General features: G+C 74.4%; 25 protein-coding genes. 5 read left to right on the forward strand and 20 right to left on the reverse strand.

Annotated elements, in window-relative coordinates; translation table 11 throughout:
* Positions 1–60: 60 nt before the first annotated feature.
* Together ACI79C_RS14325 and dxr are read right to left on the reverse strand one after the other, a co-directional pair.
* Entirely contained in the window at positions 61–1,428 is a 1,368-nt protein-coding gene (locus ACI79C_RS14325; RefSeq protein ID WP_456946427.1) for a M50 family metallopeptidase, read from the reverse strand.
* A gap of 1 nt (position 1,429) precedes the next feature.
* Positions 1,430–2,626, reverse strand: coding sequence for a 1-deoxy-D-xylulose-5-phosphate reductoisomerase (gene dxr / locus ACI79C_RS14330; protein ID WP_456946334.1), 1,197 nt, complete (start codon positions 2,624–2,626; stop codon positions 1,430–1,432).
* 208 nt (positions 2,627–2,834) lie between these two features.
* Between dxr and ACI79C_RS14335 the strand changes: the two genes are divergently transcribed.
* On the forward strand, positions 2,835–3,161 hold the full coding sequence (locus tag ACI79C_RS14335; RefSeq protein ID WP_456946335.1) for a DUF2631 domain-containing protein: 327 nt from the start codon (positions 2,835–2,837) through the stop codon (positions 3,159–3,161).
* A gap of 60 nt (positions 3,162–3,221) precedes the next feature.
* Here the strand turns inward: ACI79C_RS14335 and ACI79C_RS14340 are convergent, their stop codons facing one another.
* Together ACI79C_RS14340 and rlmN are read right to left on the reverse strand one after the other, a co-directional pair.
* Complete coding sequence (locus tag ACI79C_RS14340) at positions 3,222–3,950, reverse strand: VIT1/CCC1 transporter family protein (protein WP_456946336.1); 729 nt, start codon at positions 3,948–3,950, stop codon at positions 3,222–3,224.
* Complete coding sequence (gene rlmN, locus ACI79C_RS14345; RefSeq protein WP_456946337.1) at positions 3,947–5,122, reverse strand: 23S rRNA (adenine(2503)-C(2))-methyltransferase RlmN; 1,176 nt, start codon at positions 5,120–5,122, stop codon at positions 3,947–3,949. The genes ACI79C_RS14340 and rlmN overlap by 4 nt, the downstream gene beginning before the upstream one ends.
* Before the next feature lie 33 nt (positions 5,123–5,155).
* Between rlmN and ACI79C_RS14350 the strand changes: the two genes are divergently transcribed.
* Positions 5,156–5,785 (forward strand): TrmH family RNA methyltransferase, encoded by a 630-nt coding sequence (locus tag ACI79C_RS14350; protein WP_456946338.1) that lies wholly within the window; start codon positions 5,156–5,158, stop codon positions 5,783–5,785.
* Between the two features lie 91 nt (positions 5,786–5,876).
* Positions 5,877–6,653: a polyphosphate kinase 2 family protein gene (locus ACI79C_RS14355; protein WP_456946339.1), complete on the forward strand. Its 777-nt coding sequence runs from the start codon at positions 5,877–5,879 to the stop codon at positions 6,651–6,653.
* A gap of 40 nt (positions 6,654–6,693) precedes the next feature.
* Here the strand turns inward: ACI79C_RS14355 and ACI79C_RS14360 are convergent, their stop codons facing one another.
* Positions 6,694–8,832, reverse strand: a complete 2,139-nt coding sequence (locus ACI79C_RS14360) for a glycosyltransferase family 2 protein (protein ID WP_456946340.1) — start codon at positions 8,830–8,832, stop codon at positions 6,694–6,696.
* Positions 8,833–9,245: 413 nt separating this feature from the next.
* On the opposite strand from ACI79C_RS14360, the gene ACI79C_RS14365 reads away from it, so the two are divergent.
* On the forward strand, positions 9,246–10,337 hold the full coding sequence (locus ACI79C_RS14365) for a GNAT family N-acetyltransferase (RefSeq protein ID WP_456946341.1): 1,092 nt from the start codon (positions 9,246–9,248) through the stop codon (positions 10,335–10,337).
* An 8-nt stretch (positions 10,338–10,345) separates the two neighbouring features.
* On the opposite strand, the gene ACI79C_RS14370 is transcribed toward ACI79C_RS14365, so the two are convergent.
* The 5 genes from ACI79C_RS14370 to rpsB form a co-directional block, all read right to left on the reverse strand.
* A complete protein-coding gene (locus ACI79C_RS14370) occupies positions 10,346–11,134 on the reverse strand; it encodes a phosphatidate cytidylyltransferase (RefSeq protein ID WP_456946342.1) in 789 nt (262 codons plus the stop codon).
* A 325-nt stretch (positions 11,135–11,459) separates the two neighbouring features.
* Positions 11,460–12,017, reverse strand: a complete 558-nt coding sequence (frr, locus tag ACI79C_RS14375) for a ribosome recycling factor (RefSeq protein ID WP_456946343.1) — start codon at positions 12,015–12,017, stop codon at positions 11,460–11,462.
* Positions 12,018–12,088: 71 nt separating this feature from the next.
* Complete coding sequence (pyrH, locus tag ACI79C_RS14380; RefSeq protein ID WP_456946344.1) at positions 12,089–12,874, reverse strand: UMP kinase; 786 nt, start codon at positions 12,872–12,874, stop codon at positions 12,089–12,091.
* A 150-nt stretch (positions 12,875–13,024) separates the two neighbouring features.
* A complete protein-coding gene (tsf, locus tag ACI79C_RS14385; RefSeq protein WP_456946345.1) occupies positions 13,025–13,840 on the reverse strand; it encodes a translation elongation factor Ts in 816 nt (271 codons plus the stop codon).
* 116 nt (positions 13,841–13,956) lie between these two features.
* A complete protein-coding gene (gene rpsB / locus ACI79C_RS14390) occupies positions 13,957–14,928 on the reverse strand; it encodes a 30S ribosomal protein S2 (protein ID WP_456946346.1) in 972 nt (323 codons plus the stop codon).
* Between the two features lie 309 nt (positions 14,929–15,237).
* Here rpsB and ACI79C_RS14395 point away from each other — a divergent pair, with 309 nt between their 5' ends.
* Entirely contained in the window at positions 15,238–15,732 is a 495-nt protein-coding gene (locus ACI79C_RS14395; protein WP_456946347.1) for a murein hydrolase activator EnvC family protein, read from the forward strand.
* A 10-nt stretch (positions 15,733–15,742) separates the two neighbouring features.
* On the opposite strand, the gene ACI79C_RS14400 is transcribed toward ACI79C_RS14395, so the two are convergent.
* The 10 genes from ACI79C_RS14400 to lepB all read right to left on the reverse strand — a co-directional run bounded on the left by ACI79C_RS14400 (position 15,743) and on the right by lepB (position 24,870).
* Positions 15,743–16,171: a thiol-disulfide oxidoreductase DCC family protein gene (locus tag ACI79C_RS14400; protein ID WP_456946348.1), complete on the reverse strand. Its 429-nt coding sequence runs from the start codon at positions 16,169–16,171 to the stop codon at positions 15,743–15,745.
* Positions 16,172–16,327: 156 nt separating this feature from the next.
* Positions 16,328–17,128, reverse strand: a complete 801-nt coding sequence (whiG, locus tag ACI79C_RS14405) for an RNA polymerase sigma factor WhiG (protein ID WP_456946349.1) — start codon at positions 17,126–17,128, stop codon at positions 16,328–16,330.
* A 110-nt stretch (positions 17,129–17,238) separates the two neighbouring features.
* Positions 17,239–18,174 carry a tyrosine recombinase XerC gene (locus tag ACI79C_RS14410; protein WP_456946350.1) on the reverse strand — a complete coding sequence of 312 codons (936 nt, stop codon included), beginning with the start codon at positions 18,172–18,174 and terminating at the stop codon, positions 17,239–17,241.
* Between the two features lie 105 nt (positions 18,175–18,279).
* Positions 18,280–19,533, reverse strand: a complete 1,254-nt coding sequence (gene dprA / locus ACI79C_RS14415) for a DNA-processing protein DprA (protein ID WP_456946351.1) — start codon at positions 19,531–19,533, stop codon at positions 18,280–18,282.
* Positions 19,530–21,050 carry a YifB family Mg chelatase-like AAA ATPase gene (locus ACI79C_RS14420; protein ID WP_456946352.1) on the reverse strand — a complete coding sequence of 507 codons (1,521 nt, stop codon included), beginning with the start codon at positions 21,048–21,050 and terminating at the stop codon, positions 19,530–19,532. Before ACI79C_RS14420 ends, dprA begins: the two co-directional genes overlap by 4 nt.
* Positions 21,047–21,406 carry a YraN family protein gene (locus ACI79C_RS14425; RefSeq protein WP_456946353.1) on the reverse strand — a complete coding sequence of 120 codons (360 nt, stop codon included), beginning with the start codon at positions 21,404–21,406 and terminating at the stop codon, positions 21,047–21,049. Before ACI79C_RS14425 ends, ACI79C_RS14420 begins: the two co-directional genes overlap by 4 nt.
* 132 nt (positions 21,407–21,538) lie before the next feature.
* The gene (locus ACI79C_RS14430; RefSeq protein WP_456917615.1) at positions 21,539–21,859 is read right to left on the reverse strand and encodes a DUF2469 domain-containing protein; all 321 of its coding nucleotides are present in this window, start codon (positions 21,857–21,859) and stop codon (positions 21,539–21,541) included.
* The gene (locus ACI79C_RS14435) at positions 21,856–22,632 is read right to left on the reverse strand and encodes a ribonuclease HII (RefSeq protein WP_456946354.1); all 777 of its coding nucleotides are present in this window, start codon (positions 22,630–22,632) and stop codon (positions 21,856–21,858) included. Before ACI79C_RS14435 ends, ACI79C_RS14430 begins: the two co-directional genes overlap by 4 nt.
* 330 nt (positions 22,633–22,962) lie before the next feature.
* Entirely contained in the window at positions 22,963–23,667 is a 705-nt protein-coding gene (locus ACI79C_RS14440) for a LuxR C-terminal-related transcriptional regulator (protein WP_456946355.1), read from the reverse strand.
* Positions 23,668–23,928: 261 nt separating this feature from the next.
* Positions 23,929–24,870, reverse strand: coding sequence for a signal peptidase I (gene lepB, locus ACI79C_RS14445; RefSeq protein ID WP_456946356.1), 942 nt, complete (start codon positions 24,868–24,870; stop codon positions 23,929–23,931).
* Positions 24,871–24,888 lie beyond the last annotated feature (18 nt).

The raw sequence follows: 24,888 nt of genomic DNA on the forward strand, positions 1-24,888 counted from the left end.
CCAGTATCGCCCGCTGAGCAGCGCGGTGCCGCCGCCTGCGGCTGTGACCCCCGCCGGCGACTACTGCAGCGTGATCGGGTTGACGATGTCGGCCACCAGCAGCAGGCCCGACAGCACGATGAACAACCCCGCCACGACGTAGGCCACGGGCATGAGCCGGGCGATGTCGAACGGCCCCGGGTCGGGGCGGCCGCGCAGCCGGGCGACGGTGGCCCGGGCCTTCTCGTACAGCGCCCCCGCGACGTGCCCGCCGTCGAGCGGGTAGATCGGCAGCAGGTTGAACAGGAACAGCACCAGGTTGACGCTGGCCAGCAGGCTGAGGAAGAAGCTCAGCTTCTCCGCGCCGGAGAACTCCTGGATGGCGAAGACCTCACCGGAGATCCGGCCGACGCCGACGACGCCGATCGGCCCGTTCTCGTCCCGCTCCTCGCCGAGGAAGGCCGCGCGGAACAGCTGCGGGATCTTCTCGGGGATCTCGACCAGCCGCTCCACCGAGTTGACGACGATCATGCCGAAGTACCCCGGCACGTCGCTCCACGACTGGCGCGCCAGCTCCGCGGTCGGCGACACGCCCAGGTAGCCGGCGGTCGTGGTCTCGTCGCTGCCGGCCTCGACGTACACCGTGTTGGCGATCGGTGTGACGGTGAGGTCGCGCTGCTCGCCGTCCCGCTCGATGGTCAGCGACAGCTCCTGACCGGGGTGGCTGCGGATCGCGTCCTGGACCGCCGTCCAGCTGTCGTAGGCGGTGCGGTCGAGCCGCTGGCCGCCGATGGCCACGATCGTGTCCCCGGGGCGCAGCCCGGCGGCCGCGGCGGGGCTCTGCTGCGGCTGCGCGCACCCGGCCGCGCCGGCCTCGCACAGCTGCCCGTCCGCGGTGAGGGGGACCGAGCAGGGGTCCTCGGCGGTGGCGCTGGCGGCCCCTGCGGGCAGCACGCACGCCGGCACGTCCCGCACCGTCGTCGTCAGCACGCTGGTGCCCACGGCGGTCAACGTGACGGCGAAGAACAGCACGGCCAGCACCAGGTTGTGGAACGGGCCGGCGAACATGACGATGACCCGCTGCCACCAGGGCTTGGCGTAGAAGACCCGGCCGGCATCGCTGGGCAGGACGTCGTTGAGCGCCTGCCCGCGCACCTCGGCGATGAAGCTGCGCATGCGGGTGGCGCGCCTGCTCTCGCCCTCCTCGGCCGGCGGGATCATCCCGACGATGCGGATGTAGCCGCCGAGCGGGACGGCCTTGATGCCGTACTCGGTCTCGCCCTTCCGGCGCGACCAGATCGTGGGGCCGAAGCCGACCATGAACTGCGGCACCCGCATGCCGAACTTCCGGGCCCAGAAGAAGTGGCCGAACTCGTGGAAGCCGATGGAGAACAGCAGGCCGACGGCGAACGCGACGATCCCGAGGACGGTCAGGAGGAACCCGCTCAGCTCAGCCTCCGGCGATCACACCCCCGGCGTGCTGCCGGGCCCACTTCTCCGCCGCCAGGACGTCCTCGACGCAGGTGGGGGCGCCGAGGTCCGGCGCGTCGTCGAGGGTACGCGCGACGAGGTCGACGATGCCCCGGAACGACAGCCGACCCGCCAGGAAGGCCGCGACCGCCTCCTCGTTGGCCGCGTTGTACAGCGCCGGGACCACGCCCCCCGCCTCCCCCGCCGAGCGGGCCAGCGCGACGGCGGGGAACGCCTCGGCGTCCAGCGGGGCGAACTCCCAGGTGCTCGCCGTCGACCAGTCCAGCGCCGGCTGGACGTGCGGCAGCCGGTCGGGCCAGGCCAGCGCCAGTGCGATGGGCAGGCGCATGTCCGGCGGGCTGGCCTGGGCGATGGTGGCGCCGTCGGCGAAGGTCACCATCGAGTGGACAATCGACTGCGGGTGCACCACGACGTCGATGTCGGCGTACGGGACGCCGAAGAGCAGGTGCGCCTCGATGAGCTCCAGGCCCTTGTTGACCAGGGTCGCCGAGTTGATCGTCACGACCGGCCCCATGGCCCAGGTCGGGTGGGCCAGCGCCTGCTCCACCGTGACGCCGTCCAGGTCGGCAGCGCTGCGGCCCCGGAACGGCCCACCGCTGGCGGTCAGCACCAGCCGCGCGACCTCGCTGCGAGCACCGCCGCGCAGGCACTGCGCCAGTGCCGAGTGCTCGGAGTCCACGGGCACCAACTGGCCCGGCGCCGCCGCCGCGGTGACCAGCGCTCCCCCGGCGACGAGTGACTCCTTGTTGGCCAGGGCGACGGTCCGCCCGGCGCCGAGCGCGGCGAGGGTGGGCCCGAGGCCGATGGAGCCGGTGATGCCGTTGAGCACCACGTCGGCGGGGCGGGCGGCGAGCTCCTCGGCCGCGCGCGGCCCGGCGAGGATCTCGGGGAGGGCGAACTGGCCGGCCGACCAGCCCCGCTTCGAGGCGGCGGCGTAGAAGGCCAGCTGCAGGTCCTGGGCGGCGGTGGCCCGGGCGACCGCGACCGTCCGGACGCCGAGGGCGAGGGCCTGCTCGGCGAGCAGGCCGACGTCGCCGCCACCGGCCGCCAGCCCGGTGATCCGCAGTCGGTCGGGGTTCTGCTCGGCCACGGCGATCGCCTGCCGGCCGATCGAGCCTGTGGACCCGAGGACGGTCACCTCGCGCAGGTCGCTCATCGTGCTCCCCGTTCGATCCCGCCCGGCGGAGCCGGCAGGACGGCACAGTCACTCACGGGTGCATCCTCCCCGAGGACGGCGCGCCGCCCTCCCTCGGGCGGTGGGTCCCAGGGGCTCCTGACAGAATGCACAGCGAGCGAGCTTGCGAGCGAGCCGTGGACACGGCAGCGCCGCGAGCGCGATCGACGAGCGCCGGCGAGGAGAGAGCGTGAGCGAGCAGACCCACCGCGAGCGGATCGCGACGGACCACCCCGCGACCGAGCGGGTCAACCAGCCCGGGCGCGAGGAGGCGGTCGTCCGCCACGACGCTGCCCCGGTCGAGCACGAGCGGCCCGAGGAGTGGGGCTGGCACGGGGAGACCGGCCGGGCCGGCCGGATCGCCTCGTGGGTCGCGATCATCTTCCTGGCGGCCTACCTCATCGGGAACCACGAGGGCCGGATGGAGGACTACTGGCTGATCGCCCTCGTCGCCCTCATGATCCTCATCAAGGTGATGGACTACTTCCGGCGGAAGAACGCCTGGCGCAGCCAGTGACGCACCGCCGTCGGCCCTGACGCGAGGCCCGTCCCCCTCCGGGACGGGCCTCGCGCCGTCTCAGGCGACGCTGACGCCGATCACCACGCCAATCGCGTAGGTGACCCCGGCGGCCAGCGCCCCGAAGAGGAGCTGACGGGCAGCGGCGAACCACCACGGGCGCGGGGTGAAGCGCGAGGACAGCGCGCCGGCGACGGCCAGGCCGGCCCCGCCGCACAGCAGCGCCACCCACAGCAGCGAGTACCCGAGCAGGAACGGCAGCAGCGGGACCAGCGCGCCGGTCCCGAAGGTGAGGAACGACGACACCGCCGCGGTCGTCGGGGAGGGCTTCTCCTCGGGGTTGAGACCGAGCTCGGCGACGACGTGCAGCCGCAGCGCGACGTCGGGGTCCCGGTGCAGCTGGACGGCCACGCGCTGGGCGAGGTCGGCGTCGACCCCGCGGACCCGCAGCATCTGCACCAGCTCGGCCAGCTCCCCGCGGGGGTTGCGCTCCATCTCGAGGCGCTCCTTGGCCACCTCGAGGTCGAGCTGCTCGTTCTGGGTCTTCACCGAGGTGTACTCGCCCAGCGCCATGGAGATGGCGCCGGCCACCAGGCTGGCCATGCCGGCGAGCACGATCGCCCGCGGCGCCGCGCCGCCGCCACCCACGCCGGCGACCAGCGCGGTGTTGGTGACCAGGCCGTCCATGGCACCGAAGACGGCTGCGCGCAGCCACCCGCCGGAGACGTCGGCGTGGCTGTGCTCGTGGGCCTCGGCCGCCGGCGGGGTCGACTCCCCCCGCTCGCTCACTCGTCGGCCTCGGCGCCCAGCTCCACCGGGGGCTCCAGCGACGGCTGCGGCAGCGCGACGGCGGGGACGCCCTCCACCCGGTCGGCCGCGGCCAGCTGACCGCAGGCGCCGTCGATGTCCTGGCCGCGGGTGTCGCGGACCGTCGTCGGCACGCCGGCCGCGCGCAGCCGCCGGACGAACTCGCGCTGGGCCGGCAGCGGGCTGGCGTCCCACGGGCTGCCCGGCGTCGGGTTGAGCGGGATGAGGTTCACGTGCGCGCGGCGCCCGGCGAGCAGCCGGCCGAGCAGGTCGGCGCGCTCGGGCTGGTCGTTGACGTCGCGGATGAGCGCGTACTCGATCGAGTAGCGGCGGCCGGTGCGCTCGGCGTAGGCGTCGGCCGCGGCGACGACCTCGCCGACCTTCCAGCGCGTGTTGATCGGCACCAGGGTGTCGCGCAGCTCGTCGTCGGGAGCGTGCAGGCTCACGGCGAGGGTGACGTGCAGCCCCTCCTCGGTCAGCCGCCGGATCGCCGGGACGACGCCGACGGTCGAGACGGTGACCGAGCGCTGGGACAGCCCCAGCCCGTGCGGCGCCGGCGTCACCAGGGCGTCGATCGTCTTCCGGACCCGCGCGTAGTTGGCCAGCGGCTCGCCCATGCCCATGAAGACGACGTTGGACAGCCGGCCGGGGCCGCCGGGGATCTCCCCGTCGGCCATCGCCGCGGCGGCCGCGACGGCCTGGCCGATGATCTCCGCGGCGGACAGGTTGCGGGTCAGCCCGCCCTGCCCGGTGGCGCAGAACGGGCAGGCCATGCCGCACCCGGCCTGGCTGGAGATGCAGACGGTGGCACGGTCCGGGTAGCGCATCAGCACGCTCTCCACCAGCGCGCCGTCGTGCAGCCGCCACAGCGTCTTGCGGGTGCGCCCGCCGTCGGCCGACTGGTGGCGCACCGGCGTCAGCAGGCCGGGCAGCAGCGCGCCGGTGAGCGTCTCGCGCACCGCGGCGGGCAGGTCGGTCATCTGCGCCGGGTCGGTGACGCCGCGGAAGAAGTGCCGCGACAGCTGGTCGGCGCGGAAGGCGGGCTGGCCGAGCTCGGCCACCGCCGCACGCGCCTCCTCGCGGGTCAGGTCGGCGAGGTGGCGGGGCGGCTTGCCTCGGCGGGGGGCGTCGAAGACCAGGGGCAGGGCAGTCATGGCGCCTCCCATGGTCCCACTAGCGTCGGCCCGGTGACCGAGGCCGAGAGGGAACTCACCCCCGTCGACGGCGTGGGCGTGGGCCCCTGGGAGGGACCGTGGCCCGACGACCCCCGCTACGACCCCGAGCTGCTGGCCGCCGGGGACCGCCGCAACGTCGTCGACCGCTACCGGTACTGGACCGTCGAGGCGATCGTCGCCGACCTCGACCCGCGCCGGCACCCCTTCCACGTGGCCATCGAGAACTGGAAGCACGACCTCAACATCGGGACCGTCGTCCGGACGGCGAACGCCTTCCTCGCCGAGGCCGTGCACGTGGTGGGACGGCGGCGCTGGAACCGGCGCGGGGCGATGGTCACCGACCGGTACCAGCACGTCCGGCACCACCCCGACGTCGCGTCGCTGGCCGCGTGGGCGCGCGCGGAGGCCCTGCCGCTCCTGGCCGTCGACAACCTGCCCAGGGCCCGGCCACTGGAGACCGAGCCGCTCCCCCGCGCCTGCGTCCTGCTCTTCGGTCAGGAGGGCAGCGGACTGACGGCGGAGGCACGGGCGGCTGCCGACGGGGTGCTGTCGATCGCCCAGTTCGGCTCCACCCGGTCGATCAACGCCGGCGTCGCGGCCGGGATCGCCATGCACGCCTGGGTGCGCCAGCACGCGAGGTGAACTCACCCGACCGCTGTGCGCCGATGCGCGATCCGAGCGGTGAGAACTGCTCCTCCGCGCACACCGTTCGGCGTCGTGCCAGGCTCCGGCCATGAGCCGTCTCTCGGAGGTCGACCTCGGCGCCCGCCTGTCCAAGCGCGACGCCAAGGAACAGCTCGCCCGGGCCCAGCAGCGACTGGTGCACCTGCGCCTGCTGCTCGGCGGGCAGATCGGCTCCGGCGAGCTCGGCCCGCCGCTGTGCGTGCTCTTCGAGGGCTGGGACGCCTCCGGCAAGGGCGGCGCGATCAAGCGCCTGGTGGAGGAGCTCGACCCTCGGCACGTGCGGGTGGCGCAGTTCGCCGCGCCGACCCACGACGAGAAACGGCACCACTTCCTGTGGCGGTTCTGGCCGGTGCTGCCCGGCTGGGGCGGCATGGCCGTCCTCGACCGCACCTGGTACGGGCGCGTCCTGGTCGAGCGGGTGGAGGGGTTCGCGACCGAGGACCAGTGGCGCCGGGCCTACGCCGAGATCGTCGACCTGGAGACCACGCTGGCCGCCGAGGGGATGGTCCTGGTCAAGTTCTGGCTGCACGTCTCCCCCGAGGAGCAGCTGCGCCGCTTCGAGTCCCGCCGGGACGACCCCTACCGCGCCTGGAAGCTCACCGACGAGGACTGGCGCAACCGCGAGAAGCGACCCGCCTACGAGGCCGCCGTCGAGGAGATGCTGGAGCGGACCGACCACCCCCGGGGCCCGTGGCACGTCGTCGCCGCCGACGACAAGCGCTCCGCTCGCGTCACGGTGGTCCGCACCGTGTGCGACGCGGTCGAGGCGGCGCTGTCCGAGCACGGCGTCGACCCCGACGCGCCGCTCGACGGTCCCGGCTGGTGAGGCGTCCGAGCCGTCGCGGGCCCGAGCCGACACAGTTCTGTCAGGCGGCGTCCCGCACGGCGTGGATCGGCACCACGGCCTGGGGACCCGCTCCAGGGTCGGCAGCCAGCTCGCCGGGCCACTCCCCGTCGTCCCGGATGGAGGGCCCCCGTCGCAGCCGGCCCTTCAGCGGTGCGGTCAGGTCGTCCAGTGCGTGACGCCAACCGATGTACCGCGTGACCGCCACGGCGAGGAACACGGCGTTGGCTCCCCCCAACACTGCGTGCAGGTCCCGGCCGGCGACCGCGTCCACCGTCGCGCCGACTGCCCACAACGCGAGCAGGACGAGGGTCGAGGCGACGTAGAGGGCCGGAGCGGCCGTCCGATCGCTCACCTTCGGCGTCCGGCCGAAGGGGATCCGCCGACCGGTCAGCGCCTGACGCACTGACATGACGACGCCACCGAGGTTGACGGGGAGCATCAGCAGGTTGAGCGCGTAGACCTCGAGCAGCTCGCGGCGCCGCCGGCCCATGAGGCGGAGGTCGCGTGCGTAGAGGGTGAAGTACGGGACGGACGTCCCGACCAGCAGGGCGACGGGGACGTCCAACTCGAGCGGGACGAACATCAGGAACAGGAGCGCCAGGTTCGCCGTCGCGATGCTGATGAGGTAGTGCACGCGCATGACCGCCTCGGCGGTCCTGCCGCGCAGCCCGCTACGTCGGTAGGACCGCAGCAGTTTGGGCAGGATGATGAGGCCGCCGTTGGCCCACCGTCGGCGCTGGATGAGCAACGCCCCGTAGTCGGCGGGGGTGGCGCTGTAGGCCAGCCGCGCGGGGTAGTTGTGCAGCCTCCAGCCGGCATCCACCAGGTCGACGGTCGACTCCGTGTCCTCGATCACCGTGCGGTCCTGGATGAACCGCGTCACCTCCTTGGACCCCTCCTGCTCGGTGGTGGCGATGTCGGCGAGCGCGTCCGTCCGCAGCAGTGCGTTGGCGCCGACCCAGTAGGTGGCGTCGAAGTGCGTGGTGCCCTGGTGGACGACGTGCATGACGTCCGTGGTGGCGCCCGCGGTTCGCTCGACCGGGCCCGGGGCGCCGGGAACGGCCGAGTACGGCGTCTGCATCACCGCGGTCCGGACCTGCTCCGGCCGGCTCATGGCCTGCACCAGCCGGGCCGAGTAGTCGTGCGCGAGGAGGCTGTCCGCGTCCAAGGTGAGCAGCCAGCGGCTGGCCGGGACCTCGATCACCGTCTGCGGGTCCGCGTGGGCCGGTCGTGGCGACCGCGTCGGCGCGGGCACGGGCTCGAGGTGCACCCCGTCCGGACGGTGCACCTCCTGCCAGCGTCGGCCGAGCAGCCCGATGTAGGAGTTGAGGTTCATCGCCTTGTTCGCCTCATGGGACAGGTTGGCGTACCTCTTGCGCTCGAAGACGGTCACCTCGACGGCGAACAGGCAGGCCAGGCGCTGGTGGTCACGGCGCAGCCGGCCCAGGGTCAGCGTCCCGGCCGCCCGGGACGCGGCGACCTCGGCCGCCCGCTCGCGACAGGCGATCGCACGGGCACCGAAGGTCAGCCGGCTGAACAGGCGTGCGGTGTGGTCTTCGGCGTGTTCGGCCGCGAACTGCCGGTCGAACCAGTGAGCAGTGCGTTCGTAGAGGTCCTCCACCCACCGGGCCTCCTCGACCAGGAGCTCCCGGGGGACGTCGGTGGAGTGACCGGTGCGGCGGGCAAAGGCGTGTGCCTCCTCTGCGAGCTCGCGCGCCGGATCGGCCACGAGGGCGTACACCTGCGCGGGGAGCCCGCGAACGGCGTCCAGCGCCGCGACGTGCCCCGGGGCGTCCGGTGCCGGCGGGTCGTCCACCAGGATCACCACCCGTCGGTCCGGGTAGTCCTGCAGCGCGGCCGACAGCACCGTCTGGCGCACCACGGCCACGTCCTCGCGGTAGGAGGGGATCAGGACCGTCAGCTTCCCCGGTTCGGCGTCGGGCTCGAACAGCTCGTCCTGATCCGCGGGATCCGCGACCTCCGCGGAGAGCAGCCTCCGGAAGTGGCCCCACCGGGCCAGCTGGTAGACCAGTCCCCCATAGACGAGGACGGCGATGGCCAGGCTGCCCAGAGCCCCGAGCACTGCCCGCAGGACATGCGCCTGGGAGACCTCGTGGGTCAGCTGCACGATCAGCAACACCCCGACGACGGCCGCCACAGCGCACGTCACGACCAGCGACGCCCCGGTCAACCACAGCTCCCGTCGATGGGCGGGGGCAGACCCCTGCGCCTCCGGGCGTGGCACAGGGAGGTCAGGGCGGGACGTCGGACTGGAGCCGGTCGAGGTCAGGACGCGAGCGGCAGTCACAGAGCAGGTCCTCCAGGGAGCAGGCGAGGGGGCACCCATGCGGTCATGGGAATTCAGCCAGCGGCGACGCTGCTCGACCGGCGGAGGGCCGTGTGTAGGACGACCCGGGCCTCTCAGGGCCGGGCGCCACGCTAATGACCCCTGCGGGACACCTGCCATGACGCAGGTCACCTGAGCAGGAGCCGGCCGGGTCGGTCCCGGAGTCGCCGTGCGCAGGCCGCCCGACGGTGACCGGCCCCCACCCCCGTCGGCAGGATGGCGGGATGACCGCGAGCGTCCTCGTCCACCTCACGGAGGCGTGGGCGTGGCGTGCCGCCCTGGACAGCGGCGCCGTGCGCCCGCCGTCGCTGGCGGACGTCGGCTTCGTCCACCTCTCCACGCCCGGGCAGGTGCACCTGCCCGCGGGGCGGCTGTTCCCGGGCCGCCGCGACCTGGTGCTGCTCGTCGTCGACGCCGCGCGCCTGACCGCCCCCCTGCGCTGGGAACCGGGGCACCCGCAGGACCCGCCCGGCACCCGCTTCCCCCACATCTACGGACCGCTGCCGACGTCGGCCGTGGTGGCGGTCGTCCCGTGGCGGCCGCCGGTCGAGCCGGTGCTGCCGGCACCGGACGACGCGTTCGGCCGGGCCGTGGCGCTGCACACCTCACTGGCGGTCCGGCGGGCACCCGAGGTGCGCGACGTCCCCGGCGGCGTGCTGGTGGCCGATCCGCGCTACCCCCACTCGCGTGACGACAACGCGGTGTTCCTGACCGCCCCGGTCGACGCCGCGACCGTCGAGCGGACGGCGCTCGGGTCCGGGCTGCCCTCCCCCGCCGCCGTGCTGCGCTGGCCCGGCGCGGGGACGGTCGCCGCCGAGCTGGCCGGTCGAGGCTGGGAGGTCTCGGAGCTGCTGGTCATGGCTCGTCCGGCCACCCCGGTGGACGGCGGCGCTCGTGCCGAGGTGGTGGACCAGCGCGAGCTGCACGGGTTGTGGGACCGCTCCTGGCGACGCGACCTGCCCGCTCTGCCCGAGCTCGACGAGGTCGTCGCCCAGCTCGTCGGCCGCGAGCACCGCACCGACGCGGTGGTGGCGGTCACCGACGTCGCGGTCCGCGAGGAGGGCAGCCCGGTGGCCGCCGGTCAGGTGCGGGTCGACGGCGGGACGGCCGCGATCGAGTCGGTGATGACCGAGCCGCACGTCCGCGGCCGCGGGTACGGCGACGCGGTCCTCGCCCGGCTGGTCACGCTCGCCGCCGAGGCCGGCTGCGACCTCGTCGTCCTGGAGGCACACGCCGGGGACTGGCCGCGGCACTGGTACGCCCGCCGCGGGTTCGCCGTCGTCGGTTCGGTGTGGGAGGTCGGCCGCCGCGGCTGACCGCTGCCTCAGGCCGGAGCGACCCAGGACAGCAGCAGGTAGGCGACCGCGGCCGACGGCAGCAGGGAGTCCAGCCGGTCCATGATGCCGCCGTGGCCGGGCAGCAGCGTGCCCATGTCCTTGATGCCGAGGTCCCGCTTGATCAGGGACTCGCCCAGGTCACCGGCCGTCGCGCTCACCGCCAGGGCGGCGCCGAAGAGCACACCACCCCACCACGGTCCGTCCAGCGCCAGGGTGACGATCGGCGTGGCGACCAGCACGCACGCGACGATCGACCCGGCCATCCCCTCCCAGGACTTCTTGGGGCTGACCGACGGGGCCATGGGGTGCCGGCCGGCCAGCACGCCCGCGGCGAACCCGCCGACGTCGTTGCCCACGACGGTCGCGATGAACGCCAGCACCCGCGCCGCGCCGTCGTCGGGTACGAGCAGGAGGACGGCGAAGCCGGCCAGCAGCGGCACGTAGGCGGCGACCAGGACGCCGGCGGAGGCGTCGCGGAGGTAGTCCTCGGGGCCGTCACCGAGCCGCCACAGCAGGACCGCGAGGACGGTGAGCAGGAAGCCGACGACCAGGCCCGAGGCCCCGCGGGTCCACGCGAGGCCGAGCATCGCGACAGCGCCGACCAGCACCGGGACCAGCGGCGGCCGGGCCCCACCGGCCTCGACGGCGCGGGTGAGCTCGACGATCCCGACCAGGATCGCCGCCACGAGGACCAGCAGGAAGGCCGGCCGGTAGATGAGCAGCGAGGCGATGATGACCGCGCCGAGGCCCAGGCCGACGCCGATGGCGGCGACCATGTCCCGCCCCGCCCGGCCCTGCTTCCGCGCGGGGCCGTCCGGGGAGGAGGGGTCCGGAGCCGGGCCGGGGGCGCCCGTCGCCGGGGCCTCGACGGTCGCCGGGGCCGTGTCCGTCGCCGGGGCCGTGTCCGTCGCCGGGGCGGTGTCCGTCGCCGGGCCGCCGACGGGCGCCGGGGCCTCGACGGTCGCCGGCTCGGCGACCGGCAGCTGCGCCGTCCGGGCCTCGCGGGGCGGTCGGGGCGCCGGGCGCGGTGTGGGCCGTCGGCCCACGACGGGGATCGGCCCGGTGTCGGGATCGGGTGTCATGGGAGGAGGACCGAACGGCTCAGACCTCGAGCAGCTCGCCCTCCTTGTTCTTGACCGCCTCGTCGACCGAGTGCACGTGCTTGGCGGTGAGGTCGTCGAGCTCCTTCTCCGCCCGGCGCACCTCGTCCTCGCCCGCCTCGCCGTCCTTGGCGATGCGGTCGAGCTCCTCCTTGCTGCGGCGCCGGATGTTCCGGATGGCGACCTTCGCGTCCTCACCCTTGGACCGCGCCTGCTTGACCAGGTCGCGGCGGCGCTCCTCGGTCAGCTGCGGGAAGACCACGCGGATGATCTGGCCGTCGTTGGTCGGGTTGACGCCCAGGTCGCTGTCGCGGATGGCCTTCTCGATGGCCGAGAGCTGCCCGTTGTCGTAGGGCTTGATGACCGCCATGCGCGCCTCGGGCACGGTGATCGACGACATCTGCGGCACCGGCGTGGGCGCGCCGTAGTAGTCGACCAGGACCTTGTTGAACATCGAGGGCGCGGCCCGCCCGGTGCGCACCGAGCCGAGGTCCTCCCGCGCGACCGACAGGGCCTTGTCCATCCGCTCCTCGGCGTCGAGCAGGGTGTCGTCGATCACGGGTCTCTCCTCCTGAGGCGGCGGGTGCTCCACCGCCGGCGTCGCGGATCTGCGTGCTGGGACGGCGCCGGTCAGGCCGGGTCGCTGATCAGCGTCCCGATCTTCTCACCTGCGACGGCATGGGCGATGTTGCCGTCGCGCAGCAGGTTGAAGACGACGATCGGCATGCGGTTGTCCATGCACAGGCTGATCGCCGTCGCGTCGGCCACCTTCAGCTGCTTGGCCAGCACGGTGGCGTAGTCGAGGTGGTGGTACATGACCGCGTCGGGGTTGGTCCGGGGGTCGTCGTCGTAGACGCCGTCCACCCCGTTCTTCGCCATGAGCAGGACCTGGCAGCCGATCTCCAGCGCCCGCTGCGCGGCCACCGTGTCGGTCGAGAAGTAGGGCATGCCGGCGCCGGCGCCGAAGATGACCAGCCGGCCCTTCTCCAGGTGCCGCACCGCCTTGCGCGGGATGTAGGGCTCGGCCACCTGGCCCATGGTGATCGCGGTCTGCACGCGCGTCTCCAGGCCGACCTGCTCACAGAAGGCCTGCAGCGCCAGGCAGTTCATGACGGTGCCGAGCATGCCCATGTAGTCGGCGTGCCGGCGGTCCATGCCGGCCTGCGAGAGCTCGGCGCCGCGGAAGAAGTTGCCGCCCCCGACGACGACGGCCACCTGGGTGCCGCCGTGGACGACCTCGGCCAGCTGTTCGGCGATGTTCTGGACGATGCCGGAGTCCACCCCGACCTTGCCGCCGCCGAACGCCTCGCCGGACAGCTTGAGCAGGACGCGCTTGTAGCCCCCGTCGTCAGCGGGCTGGAAGGCGGTCGGCGCGGACAGGGGCGTGGTGGCGCTCGGCGCGGCGGTGTCGGTCAACAGTTCATCCCTCGCTCGGCGGCGTTCCCCTGATCCTGCCGCATGGGCCCGGCGCGTTCGCGCGGGCAGGGTCCCCGCCGTCCTCCCCCGGACACGCCACCGGCCCCGTCCCAGGTGGGACGGGGCCGGTGGCGGCGTACCGAGTGTCGCTCAGGCCTGGCCGACCTCGAAGCGGGCGAACCGCTCCACGGTCAGGCCCGCCTCGTCGACGATCTGCTTGACCGTGCGCTTGGGCTCGGTGATCGACGGCTGCTCGAGCAGGACGAAGTCCTTGTAGTAGGCGTTGACCCGGCCCTCGACGATCTTCACGATCGCCTGCTCGGGCTTGCCCTCCTCCTTGGCCGTCTGCTCGGCGACGCGGCGCTCGGTCTCGACCGTCTCGGCCGGGACCTCGTCGCGGGTGAGGTACCGCGGGCGCGCGGCGGCGATGTGCATCGCCAGGCTGCGGGCGGCGTCCTCGCTGCCACCGGTGTACTGCACGGCGACGCCGATGGCCGGCGGCAGGTCGGTGGCCCGCTTGTGCAGGTAGGTGGCGGTGGTGCCCTCGAAGACGGCGAAGCGGCTCAGGACGAGCTTCTCGCCGATGCGGGCGGACTCGCCCTCGACCAGCGCGGCGACGGTCTGGCCGTCGACCTCGGTGGCCAGCAGCGCCTCGACGTCGGCGGGCTTGCGCTCCAGGACGATGTCCAGCAGCCGCTCGGCGAGCTTGACGAAGTCGGCGTTCTTGGCGACGAAGTCGGTCTCGCAGTCGAGCTCGAGCAGCGCGCCGTCCTTGCTGACGACGACGCCGTTGGTCGTGGAGCGCTCGAGGCGCTTGCCGACGTCCTTGGCGCCCTTGATGCGCAGCAGCTCGACGGCCTTGTCGTAGTCGCCCTCGGCCTCGGTCAGGGCCTTCTTGCAGTCCATCATCCCGGCGCCGGTCGCGTCGCGGAGCCGCTTGACGTCGGCAGCGGTGAAGCCAGCCATGTCACTTCCCTCTGTGTCTGGGGTGGGTGTGGTGCTGAGTCGAGAGTCCCGGACGGGGCCGCCCGGACGTGCCGGGGCGCCGTCCCCGCGGCGGGCGGGGACGGCGCCGGCGCGGTTCAGCCGTTCTGGGCGCCCTGCGTGCCGGTGGCCGTGTCGCCGGTGGCGGGGACGCCCTCGACCGGGGCGACCTCGTCCGCGGTGACCACGGGCGGGGCGGCCGGGGTCTCGGGCAGCTCGGTGGCGCCGGCAGCGTCACCCTGCTGACCGGTGAGCAGCTCGGCAGCGCCGGCAGCGTCACCCTGCTGACCGGTGAGCAGCTCGCGCTCCCAGTCGGCCAGCGGCTCGTCGCCACCGATCGGCTGCTCGCCGCCGTCCTCACGACCGGCGTTGGCCTGCGCGGCCGAGCGGGCCATGAGGCCCTCGGCGACGGCGTCGGCGATGACTCGGGTCAGGAGGGCGGCGCTGCGGATGGCGTCGTCGTTGCCCGGGATCTTGTAGTCGACCTCGTCGGGGTCGCAGTTGGTGTCGAGGATCGCGACGACCGGGATGCCCAGCTTGCGGGCCTCGCCGACGGCGATGTGCTCCTTCTTGGTGTCCACGATCCAGACGGCGCTGGGCACCTTCTGCATGTCGCGGATACCGCCGAGGCTGCGCTCCAGCTTCGCCTTCTCGCGGGTCAGGCCCAGCTGCTCCTTCTTGGACAGGCCGGCCATGACGCCGGTCTGCTCCATGTCCTCGAGCTCCTTGAGCCGCTGCAGCCGCTTGTGGACCGTCGAGAAGTTGGTGAGCATGCCGCCCAGCCAGCGCTGGTTGACGTAGGGCATGCCGACCCGCTGCGCCTGCTCGGCGATGACCTCCTGAGCCTGCCGCTTGGTGCCGATGAACAGGATCGAGCCACCGTGCGCCACGGTCTGCTTGACGAACTCGTAGGCGTTGTCGATGTACCCGAGCGTCTGCTGCAGGTCGATGATGTAGATGCCGTTGCGCTCGGTGAAGATGAAGCGCTTCATCTTCGGGTTCCAGCGACGGGTCTGGTGCCCGAAGTGGACGCCGCTGTCGAGCAGCTGCTTCATGCTGACGACTGCCATGGCCGCAGCCCTTCTCTCGCGCGCGGCCGCCCGGCGGCCGCGCTCCTCGGTTGTCGCGGGCACCGGGTGGTGCACCGCCCTGGCGTCCGCGGTGCCACACCACCCCGCGGGGCGTACCCACGGGGACCGAGGTGGCGACCGGCCCGCTGGCTCCAGCGGGCACGAGGACGCGCGAAGTCGACCCGGTCGAGACGGGTCGCGCCGACGAGCATACGCCCCCGCTCGGCGAGGGCCTCCCCAGAGGCCGGGGGCGTCCACAGACCCCGCTCCCCCGGCACCGGCCGCCGGTGCCGGGTGGAGGCTGCCGCCGTGCGCCTCCTCGTCCCCCTGCTCCTCGCCACGGCGCTGGTCCTCGGCCCCGCTCCCGCCGTCGCCGAGCCCGCGCCCCCGTCGTCCCCCGCACTGTGGGTGCCGCCCGTCGACGGCGCGGTGACCCGGCCGTTCGACCCGCCGGCCGACCGGTACGCCGCCGGTCACCGGGGCGTGGACCTCGCAGGAGCACCCGGCGCGGCCGTGCTGGCCGCCGGGGACGGCGTCGTGGCGTTCGCCGGGATGGTCGCCGGCCGGCCCGTGGTCAGCGTCGACCACCCCGGGGGGCTGCGGACCACGTACGAGCCGGTCGAGCCGACGGTCGGCGCGGGTCAGGCGGTGGCGCGGGGCTCCCCGCTGGGCACGCTCGCCACCGGGCACGACGGCTGCCCGGCTGCGGCCTGCCTCCACTGGGGGCTGCGCCGCGGGGACACCTACCTGGACCCCCTGGCCCTCCTGCGCCCGCCGGAGGTGCGACTGCTGCCGCTCGGCTGAGCGGCTGGGCTCACGCCGCCGTGCCGGACCCGCCGCGGCGCTGCTGGTCGGGCGGGGGGACGGCGCAGGCCGCGGTACCGCCCGGCAGGCGCATGCGGTTGGCCGCGACCAGCCGGTAGACGCCGTCGGCGACCCACGAGAGCGGGGGCACGCGCAGCGCGACCCCCAGGAGGGTCCAGGGGCCTCCCGCCGCCCGGAGCGCGTCGGCCACGGCACGGGCGCCCCCGCTCACCCGGCCGGATCGGGACACCCACAGCACCTCGCGCTGCGCCCGTTCCGACGTCACGCCGATCGACGCGAGGTCGGTGAGCTGCCACGGGGTCACCGCGCAGTCCCGGGGCAGGATCCGCCGGGCGACCTGCGCGGCACGGGTGCAGAACCCGCAGTCGCCGTCGTAGACGAGAGCGGGCCCGCCGGGGACGCTCCGGGGCGCGGTCACGCGACCACCATGGCGCGACTGCGCGCCCGGGTCCGCTCCTCGCTCGTCCCTCGCTGCGATGCTCCCCGGGCTGTCGTCACGCGACCACCATGGCGCGACTGCGCGCCCGGGTCCGCTCCTCGCTCGTCCCTCGCTGCGATGCTCCCCGGGCTGTCGTCACGCGATGTCGGCGAGCTTGGTCCGCAGGTGCAGGACGGCCTTGGTGTGCAGCTGGCAGATGCGGCTCTCGGTGACGCCGAGGACACGGCCGATGTCGGCCAGGGTCAGCCCCTCGAAGTAGTAGAGGCTGACCACGACCTTCTCCCGCTCCGGCAGCTGCTCCACCGCCCGCGCGAGGAGCTGGCGGGCCTCGCCGTGCTCGGCCATGGCCTGCGGGTCCAGGGCGCTGGGGTCCTGCAGGGTGTCGACCAGGCGGGGCGCGCCGCCCTCGTCGTCGGAGAGCAGCTCGTCGAGGGCCACGACGTTGACCAGGGACAGCTGGCCGAGGAACTTGCGCACCTCCTCGACGTCCATGTCCATCTCGGCGGCCACCTCCTCGTCGGTGGGGCTGCGCCGCAGGCGGCTCTCCAGCGCCGCGACGGTCCGCTCGAACTGGCGGGCCTTCATCCGCACCGACCGCGGGATCCAGTCGGTGCTGCGCAGCTCGTCGATGATCGCGCCGCGGATGCGCGCCATCGCGTAGCTCTCGAACTTCACCTCGCGCGAGGGCTGGTAGCGGGTGATCGCGTCGATCAGACCGAAGGTGCCGTAGGAGACTAGGTCGGCCTGCTCCACGTGCGCCGGCAGGCCGCTGCCGACCCGGCCCGCGACGTACTTCACCAGTGGCGCGTAGTGGAGGATCAGCCGGTCCCGCAGCGCGGGGTCGCGGTCAGTGACGTAGGCGGCCCACAGCTCGGCCAGCGCCGCGTCGGCATCGTCGTGGGCCCCGTCGAGCCGGTTGATGGTGGCCTCGGGCACGGTCTGCGCTCCCGGTCGTTCGGAGGCCGGCCGGGGCCGCCTCGGGGTGGGCACGGCGGGCGATTCGGTCGCGCGCACGACAACTGTGTCAGACACGTTCAGGACTCCTGTCAGGCGCGCGGGTGGGCCTGGGCGTGGACCGCCCGGAGCCGTTCGACGGTCACGTGGGTGTAGATCTGGGTGGTCGCGAGGCTGGCGTGGCCGAGCAGCTCCTGGACCGAGCGCAGGTCCGCCCCGCCCTCCAGGACGTGGGTGGCGGCCGAGTGCCGCAGGCCGTGGGGGCCCATGTCGGGGGCTCCGGGAGCGGCGGCGACCGCCGCGTGCACCGTGCGGCGCACCTCGCGGGGGTCCAGCCGCCGTCCGCGCAGGCCGAGGAGCAGCGCCGGGCCGGACTCCGCCGTCGCGAGTGCGGGCCGGCCACGGGTCAGCCAGGCGTCCAGTGCCCGTTCCGCGGGAACGCCGTAGGGCACGCTGCGCTCCTTGCGTCCCTTGCCGAGCACCCGCAGGAGACGGCGGCCACGGTCGACGTCGTCCACGTCGAGCCCGACCAGCTCGCTGACCCGGATGCCGCTGGCGTAGAGCAGCTCGAGGACGACGGCGTCACGCAGCCCGACCGGCTCCTCGGCGCCGGCGGCCGACTCGACCACGGCCCGCGCCTGGTCCGGGGCCAGCACGCCGGGCAGGACGCGGTGCGCCTTGGGGCTCACCAGCCGCTGGCCGACGTCCTCGGAGGTGAGCCCGGCCCGCCGCGACCAGCCGGTGAACGACCGCGCCGCGGCGGCCCGCCGCGCGGTGGTGGCCCGCCCCGCGCCGCGGGTGCGCCCCTGGGCCAGCCAGCTGCGGAGCGTGGCCAGGTCGAGGTCGTCGACCCGGGTACCGCCACGCCGGGCCAGGTGGTCGAGCAGCCAGACGGCGTCGCCGACGTAGGCACGGACGGTGTGCTCGGACAGGTCCCGCTGGCTGCGCAGGTGGTCCTCGTACCCGGCCAGCGCCTCGGCGAGCTGCGGCGGGAGGGCAGCACGCGCGTCGGCGGTCCGGGCGGTCACCGGGGAACCGTCCGACGGCGTCCGCCGCCGGTCAAGGAGCCGCGCCGACTCCGGGACCCGCCCGTCCCGTTGCTCCCCTCTGGGACCGGTGACCCCGTCCGCCCCTCACCATGGTCCCCGGTCGGACCGGTCGGGGCGCCCCAGCCGCCAGCCGGTGCCCGTCCACTCCACCAGGTCCGCGAGCTCCAGCGCGGGGAGCACGCGCAGCACGTCGAGCACGTCGCAGCCGGCGATCGCGGACAGCCGTTCCGGGCTGACCCCGACCCGGACCGGGCAGGCGTCCAGGACGCGCACGGCGACGTCGGAGAGCCCGTCCCGCGCATCGGTGGGCCGTTCGGGCGGGTCGGCGAGGTCCTCCCCCAGGCGGCCGACCTCCTCCAGCACGTGCGCGGCGTTGGCCACGAGCGCCGCCTGCAGCTCCTCCTCCCTGAGCAGCTCGTGGCAGCCCACCGACATGGCCGAGGTGACCGGTCCGGGCACCACGAGGACGCGCCGGCCCAGCCGTCGGGCCCGGCGCGCCGTCGCCAGCGCCCCGGACCGGGCGGCGGCCTCCACGACGACGGTGCCGCGGGTCAGCGCGGCGATGAGCCGGTTGCGCACCAGGAAGCGGTGCCGGTGCGGTGCGGCTCCCGGCGGCCACTCGCTGACGAGCAGGCCCTGCTCGACGATCCGGTGGAACAGCGCCCCGTGGGCGGCGGGATAGGGCCGGTCGACCCCGCAGGCCAGGACGGCGACGGTCGGCGCATCCGCGGCGAGGGCGCCCCGGTGCGCGGCGGCGTCGATGCCGAAGGCCCCGCCGGACACCACCGTCCAGCCTCGCTCCCCCAGCTGGTGGCCGAGCTCCCCCGCCACGTGCTCGCCGTACGCGGTCGAGGCCCGGGCACCGACGATCGCGACCGAGCGGTCGGCCAGCTCGTCGAGCCGCGCCGACCCCCGCACCCACAACGCGAGCGGGGGGACGGGGGCGGTCGTCCGGGGCGACTGGTCCCGGGGCGCCTCCGGCTCCTCGGCCGTCGCGAGGGTCAGCGAGTGCAGCAGCAGACCGGGCCACTCGTCGTCCTCGGGGACCAGGAGACGGGCGCCGCAGCGCTCGGCGCGCGCCAAGTCGGCCAGGGAGGCGTCCTGGTCAGCGCGTGCGCCGACGAGGGCTCGGACGGCGTCGGGAGCGCGACCGCCCCGCAGCCGCCGCACCGCCTCCACCGGGCCGACCTCGTCGACGAAACGCCAGAACGCGATGCTCCCCGGCTCGGCCGCCCGGCTCAGCCACGCGCGGGCCCGCCGCACCGCCGGCGTGGGCCGCCCGTCGACGCTCCCGACCGCCGCGTCCATGTCCTCGTCGAGGCTCGGCACGGCGGTCATGCCGCCACCCGCTGCAGCCGCAGGCCGAGTGCCTCGGCGAGGTCGTCGGCCACGGGGACCGTGCGGCCGGCGAGGTCGGCGAGGGTCCAGGCCACCCGGAGCACACGGTCGTAGCCCCGCACGGAGAGCGCTCCGCGTTCCAGCGCGCGCTCGACGAGCCGCAGCGCCGCCCGAGGTGGCGCCCACCGCTCCCGCAGCAGCCGGCCGGGCACCTGGCTGTTGAGGGCCAGTCCCGTGCCGGAGAGCCGCTCGGTGGCGGCGGCGCGCGCCGCGAGCACCCGCGCGGCCACGACCGGGGTCGACTCCGGCGTGGTGCCGGCCTCCAGCCAGGCCGCCCGGGTGACGGCGGGCAGGTCGACGCGCAGGTCGATGCGGTCGAGCAGCGGCCCGGACAGCCGCGACTGGTAGCGCCGCCGCTCCAGCGCGCTGCAGGTGCAGGCAGCCTCCCCCGCGGCACTGGCGCAGGGACAGGGGTTGGCGGCGAGCACCAGCTGCGCCCGGCACGGGAAGGTCGCCGCACCACTGGCCCGCGAGATCGTCACCTGCCCTCGTTCGAGCGGCTGGCGCAGCGTGTCGAGCACCGCCCGGGGGAACTCGGGAGCCTCGTCGAGGAAGAGCACGCCGCGGTGGGCCCGGCAGAGCGCTCCGGGGCGGATCTGCCCGGAGCCGCCCCCCACCAGCGCGGCCATCGTCGCGGAGTGGTGCGGCGCCTCGAACGTCGGACGCGTGACCAGGGGCGCGCCGGGCGGCAGGGTGCCGGCGACCGAGTGGATCGCGGTCACCTCGAGGGCCGCCTGCTCGTCCAGCGGCGGCAGCAGCCCCGGCAGGCGCTCGGCGAGCATCGTCTTGCCGGCACCTGGCGGCCCGGTGAGGAACAGGTGGTGACCACCGGCGGCGGCCACCTCGACCGCACGGCGGCCGATGGGCTGGCCGACGACGTCCCCAAGGTCCGGGCCGGGGGGCGGTGGCGCCAGCGGGCCGCGGGTGTGGCGCGGCAACGCCGTCCGGCCCCGCAGGTGGGCGACGAGCTCGGCGAGTGTGCCGGCGGCGCGCACCTCGACGCCCTCCACCAGGGCGGCCTCCCCCGCGTTCCCGGTGGGGACCACGACCGTGCCGTGTCCCGCCCGGGCGGCGGCGAGCACCGCGGGCAGCACCCCGCGGACGGCGCGGACGGTGCCGTCCAGGGCCAGCTCACCGATCAGCACCAGCCGCCCCACCGACTCCGCCGGGACGGCGCCGTCGGCGGCGAGGACCGCGGCGGCCAGGGCCAGGTCGAAGCCGCTCCCCTGCTTCGGCATCGACGCCGGGGACAGGCCGATCGTGATCCGCCGCAGCGGCCACTTGCCGCCGGCGTTGACCACTGCCGCCCGCACACGGTCCACGGACTGCCGGACGACGGCGTCGGGCAGTCCGACCAGGACCACCTGCGGGACACCGGAGGACATGTCGACCTCGACGTCGACCATGGCGCCGTGCACCCCGGCGAGACCGACCGACCACGTGCGCGCGAGCGTCACGAGAAGGCCGCCCTCAGGTGGGTGACCAGCGCCGGCTGCGCGGGCCGCACCAGGACCCCGACGACGTCGAAGCGCAGTTCGGGCGCGTGCTCGTCGTGAGCGGCCAGCCACCGCTGTGCCAGCGTGCGCAGCCGGCGCTGCTTGAGCGGGCCGACAGCCTCCACGGGGTGGCCGAAGCCGACCGCGCGGCGGGTCTTGACCTCGCAGAAGACCAGCGCGTCGCCCTCCCGGGCGACGATGTCGAGTTCACCGTCGCGGCAGCGCCAGTTCCGGTCGAGGACACGCAGGCCCCGGTCGGTGAGGTAGGCGGCGGCTATGCGCTCGCCCTGCAGGCCGAGGTCCGATCTCGTTCGCACCCGGCGACCGTCGCCCCACCGGGCGATCCGGCACCAGGCCAGCGGGGCTCCTGTGGACGGACGGCCGGCCTGTGGACGGGCGGGCGGCCCGCGACGGGCGCGCCGGGCAGTCTGGGCGGCGTGAGGCGGGAGTCAGGTCAGCCGGGGGCCGTCGGGCAGCTCGAGGTCGGGCTTGTCGAGCTCCTCGACGTTGACGTCCTTGAAGGTCAGGACGCGCACGTTGCGCACGAAGCGCGCCGGCCGGTACATGTCCCACACCCAGGCGTCGGAGAGCTTGAGCTCGAAGTAGACCTCGCCCCCGGCCTCGCGGACCTGCAGGTCGACGGCGTTGGCGAGGTAGAAGCGCCGCTCGGTCTCCACCACGTACGTGAACTGCCGGACGATGTCCCGGTACTCGCGATAGAGCTGCAGCTCCATCTCGGTCTCGTACTTCTCCAGGTCCTCGGTGCTCATCGCGACTCTCCGGACACAGGGCGCATGGACCCATCATCGACCATGGCAGCGGAGCCGGTCAGGTGGAGTACCCGCTCGGCGTGTGCATCGCGGGCGCGGGCGACGTTGACGAAACGCATCCGGTGCTCGGGGCAGGGACCGTGACGGTCCAGCGCGGCGCTGTGCGCGTCGGTGATGTAGCCCTTGTGGACGGCGAAGTCGTACTCCGGCCACTGCTCGTGCAGGTCGAGCATGATCCGGTCGCGGGTCACCTTGGCCAGCACGGAGGCCGCCGCGACGCAGGCCGCCACCCGGTCGCCCTTCCAGACCGCCAGCGTGGGGCGGGCGAGGCCGGACACCGGGAACCCGTCGGTGAGGACGTAGTCCGGCTGCGGGTCGAGGGTCCACACCGCCCGGCGCAGGGCCTCGATGTTGGTCACGTGCATACCGCGTGCGTCCAGGTCGGACACCGGCATGACGACCACCGACCAGGCGACCGCGCGGTCGAGGATCTCCGCGTAGACCCGGTCCCGTGCCGCCGCGGTGAGCAGCTTGGAGTCCGCCAGCTCGGGGACCCGGCCCCGGCGGCCGGCAGGCAGCACGCACGCGGCAGCGACGAGGGGCCCGGCGCAGGCCCCGCGGCCGGCCTCGTCGGCACCGGCGATCGAGTCGAAGCCGCGGCGGCGCAGGGAGCGCTCCATCTCCCACAGGGCGTCGGGGCGGTCCTCGGCGGCCCGTACCCGCCGGACACGGACGTCCGGCTCGACGGGGACGGGGGTGGTACGGAGAGCCATCGCGCTCCGACAGTACGACGCGACGATGACCGGATCGCGCACTCCGGTCCGGTGGCCCCTGCACCGGGCAGCACCCCTGTTCCGGAGACGCCAGGGGCCGGTCCCCGGGGTCAGAGGGGACCGGCCCGTGGACCGGCGGGCCGGCGGCGGCCCGTTCGGTGGACCGGCGAGCGGTCCGGACCCGGGCCGGCGGCGGCCCGGTCGTGGACCGACCAGCGGCCCGGTCGGGCGCTCGGGTGGACCGCCGAGGAGGCGGACGGTCCGGACGGGCGCCCCCGGTACGCGGTGCCAACGGCGGGACCGCCGGCACCGGGACCGGAGTTCGGAGGGTCAGGCCTCGGCGGGAGCGAGGCTGTGGGTGCCGCAGGTGCACCCACCGTTGCGCGAGGAGAGCACCAGGGAGACCGCGTGCGCCCGGTCGCGGGCGCCCAGCTTGCGCAGGATGGCCTTCACGTGGGACTTGACGGTGTCCTCGCTGATGAACAGGTTCCGGCCGATCTGCCGGTTGGACTGGCCCTGGATCAGCTCGTCGAGCACGTCGGACTCGCGCCGGGTGAGCGGCACCTCCGGGGCGAACGGCTTCGGCGCCGGGGTGGCCGAGGGCTCGACGCGGCGGATCTGCGGGTCGACCACGGTGCGGCCGGCACGGGCGGCGAGGATCGCCCACCCGAGGAGGGTCGGCGAGGTGTTGATCATGAGGTAGCCGCGGACACCGGCGGCCAGCGCCTCGTTCACCACGGCCGGGTCCTCGGAGGTGCCCAGGGCCACGATCGTCACCCGGGGGTACCGGCGGCGCAGGTCCCGGCAGGCGTTCAGCGTGGCGGCGCGACCGGTGCCCAACTCCACCACGACGGCGTCCGGGCGGGCGGTCTCGACCAGGGTCAGCGCCCGGCGCAGCTCGCCCGGGGTCCCGACCGACTGCATGCCGGCGGTCTCGTTGATCATGCTCACCAGACCCCGCCGGAGGACGAGGGCATCGGCGAGGATGAGCACGCGGGTGACGCCGCGGGCGGCGCTCGCCAGGGGTGCGGACACAGCTGACTCCGTTTCACGCAATCGGTGGCTTACACCATCTCCATCGGACGGGTGAGACCGTTGCTTGAACGTTTTCCGAGAAATCCTGAGAAGAATTCCGACGAAGCCTCCGAACCATTGCCCAGTCACACGGACAACACCGGAATGGCGACCCGACTTTCCGTGTCGACATGGCGATGTCATTTCCACGACGGCGCGCGAAAACGACGAGACCCGCACACGCGGTGGGCGTGTGCGGGTCTCGGCAGGTGGGCCGGGCGGTCAGGTCCGGCGGCGCACGGAGCGCCTCCGCCGTCGTCGCCAAGCGGTGAGCGGCACCGCACCCACCAGGCCCAGCGCGTAGGGGGCGGCCACGGCCGCAGCACCCGACGCCGGCTCCCCGGCCGCCTCCACGCCCTGGATGTCGGGCGAGCCCAGCAGGCCGAAACGGTCCAGCGGCCAGACAATCAGCGCGGCCTTCCCGATGACGTCGCTGACCGCGATCGTCCCCGAGTTCTCGTCGCCCACGTGCGAGCGGGAGTCCGCCGAGGCCGACCGGTGGTCGCCCATGACCCAGAGACGGCCCTCGGGGACGGTGACCGGGTCGAACGCCCGCGTCTCGATCGGGGTGTTCTCGAAGATGTAGGGCTCGTCGAGCGGCTCGCCGTCCACCGTGACCCGACCCTCGGCGTCACAGCAGGCCACGGTCTGGCCCTCGGTGGCGATCACCCGCTTGACGAAGTCGTCCTCGCTGGGTGGGGCCACGCCGACCGCGCGGCCGAGCCACAGCAGGGCGCCGGTGAACCAGTTGGTGGGCTCGGCGACGTCGACCTCCGGAGACCACGTCTCCGGCCCCTGGAAGACGACGATGTCGCCGGGTTCGGGTTCACCGAACCAGTAGGGCACCTTGTTCACCACGACCCGGTCACCGGTGCACCCGGGGCAGCCGTGCAGCGTCTGCTCCATCGATCCGGAGGGGATGAAGAACGCCTGCACGAGGAAGGTCTTCACGAGCAGCGCGAGCACGAAGGCGACGACGAGGAGCACGGGGAGCTCGCGCAGCAGCGAGCCCTTCTTCTGGTCCTGCGGCCGCTCGCGGCGGCGCCAGCGGCGGGAGGCCGGCGCCGGCTCGTCGGGCGCGATGTCACCGGCGGAGGTGGCCGGGGAGGGCTCCTCGCCCTCCGGAACGACGTCGGCGGGCCTCCCGGGCCGGTCACTGCTCATCGGAGCCAGCGTACGGCC

Source organism: Geodermatophilus sp. SYSU D00697 (genome assembly GCF_054050175.1).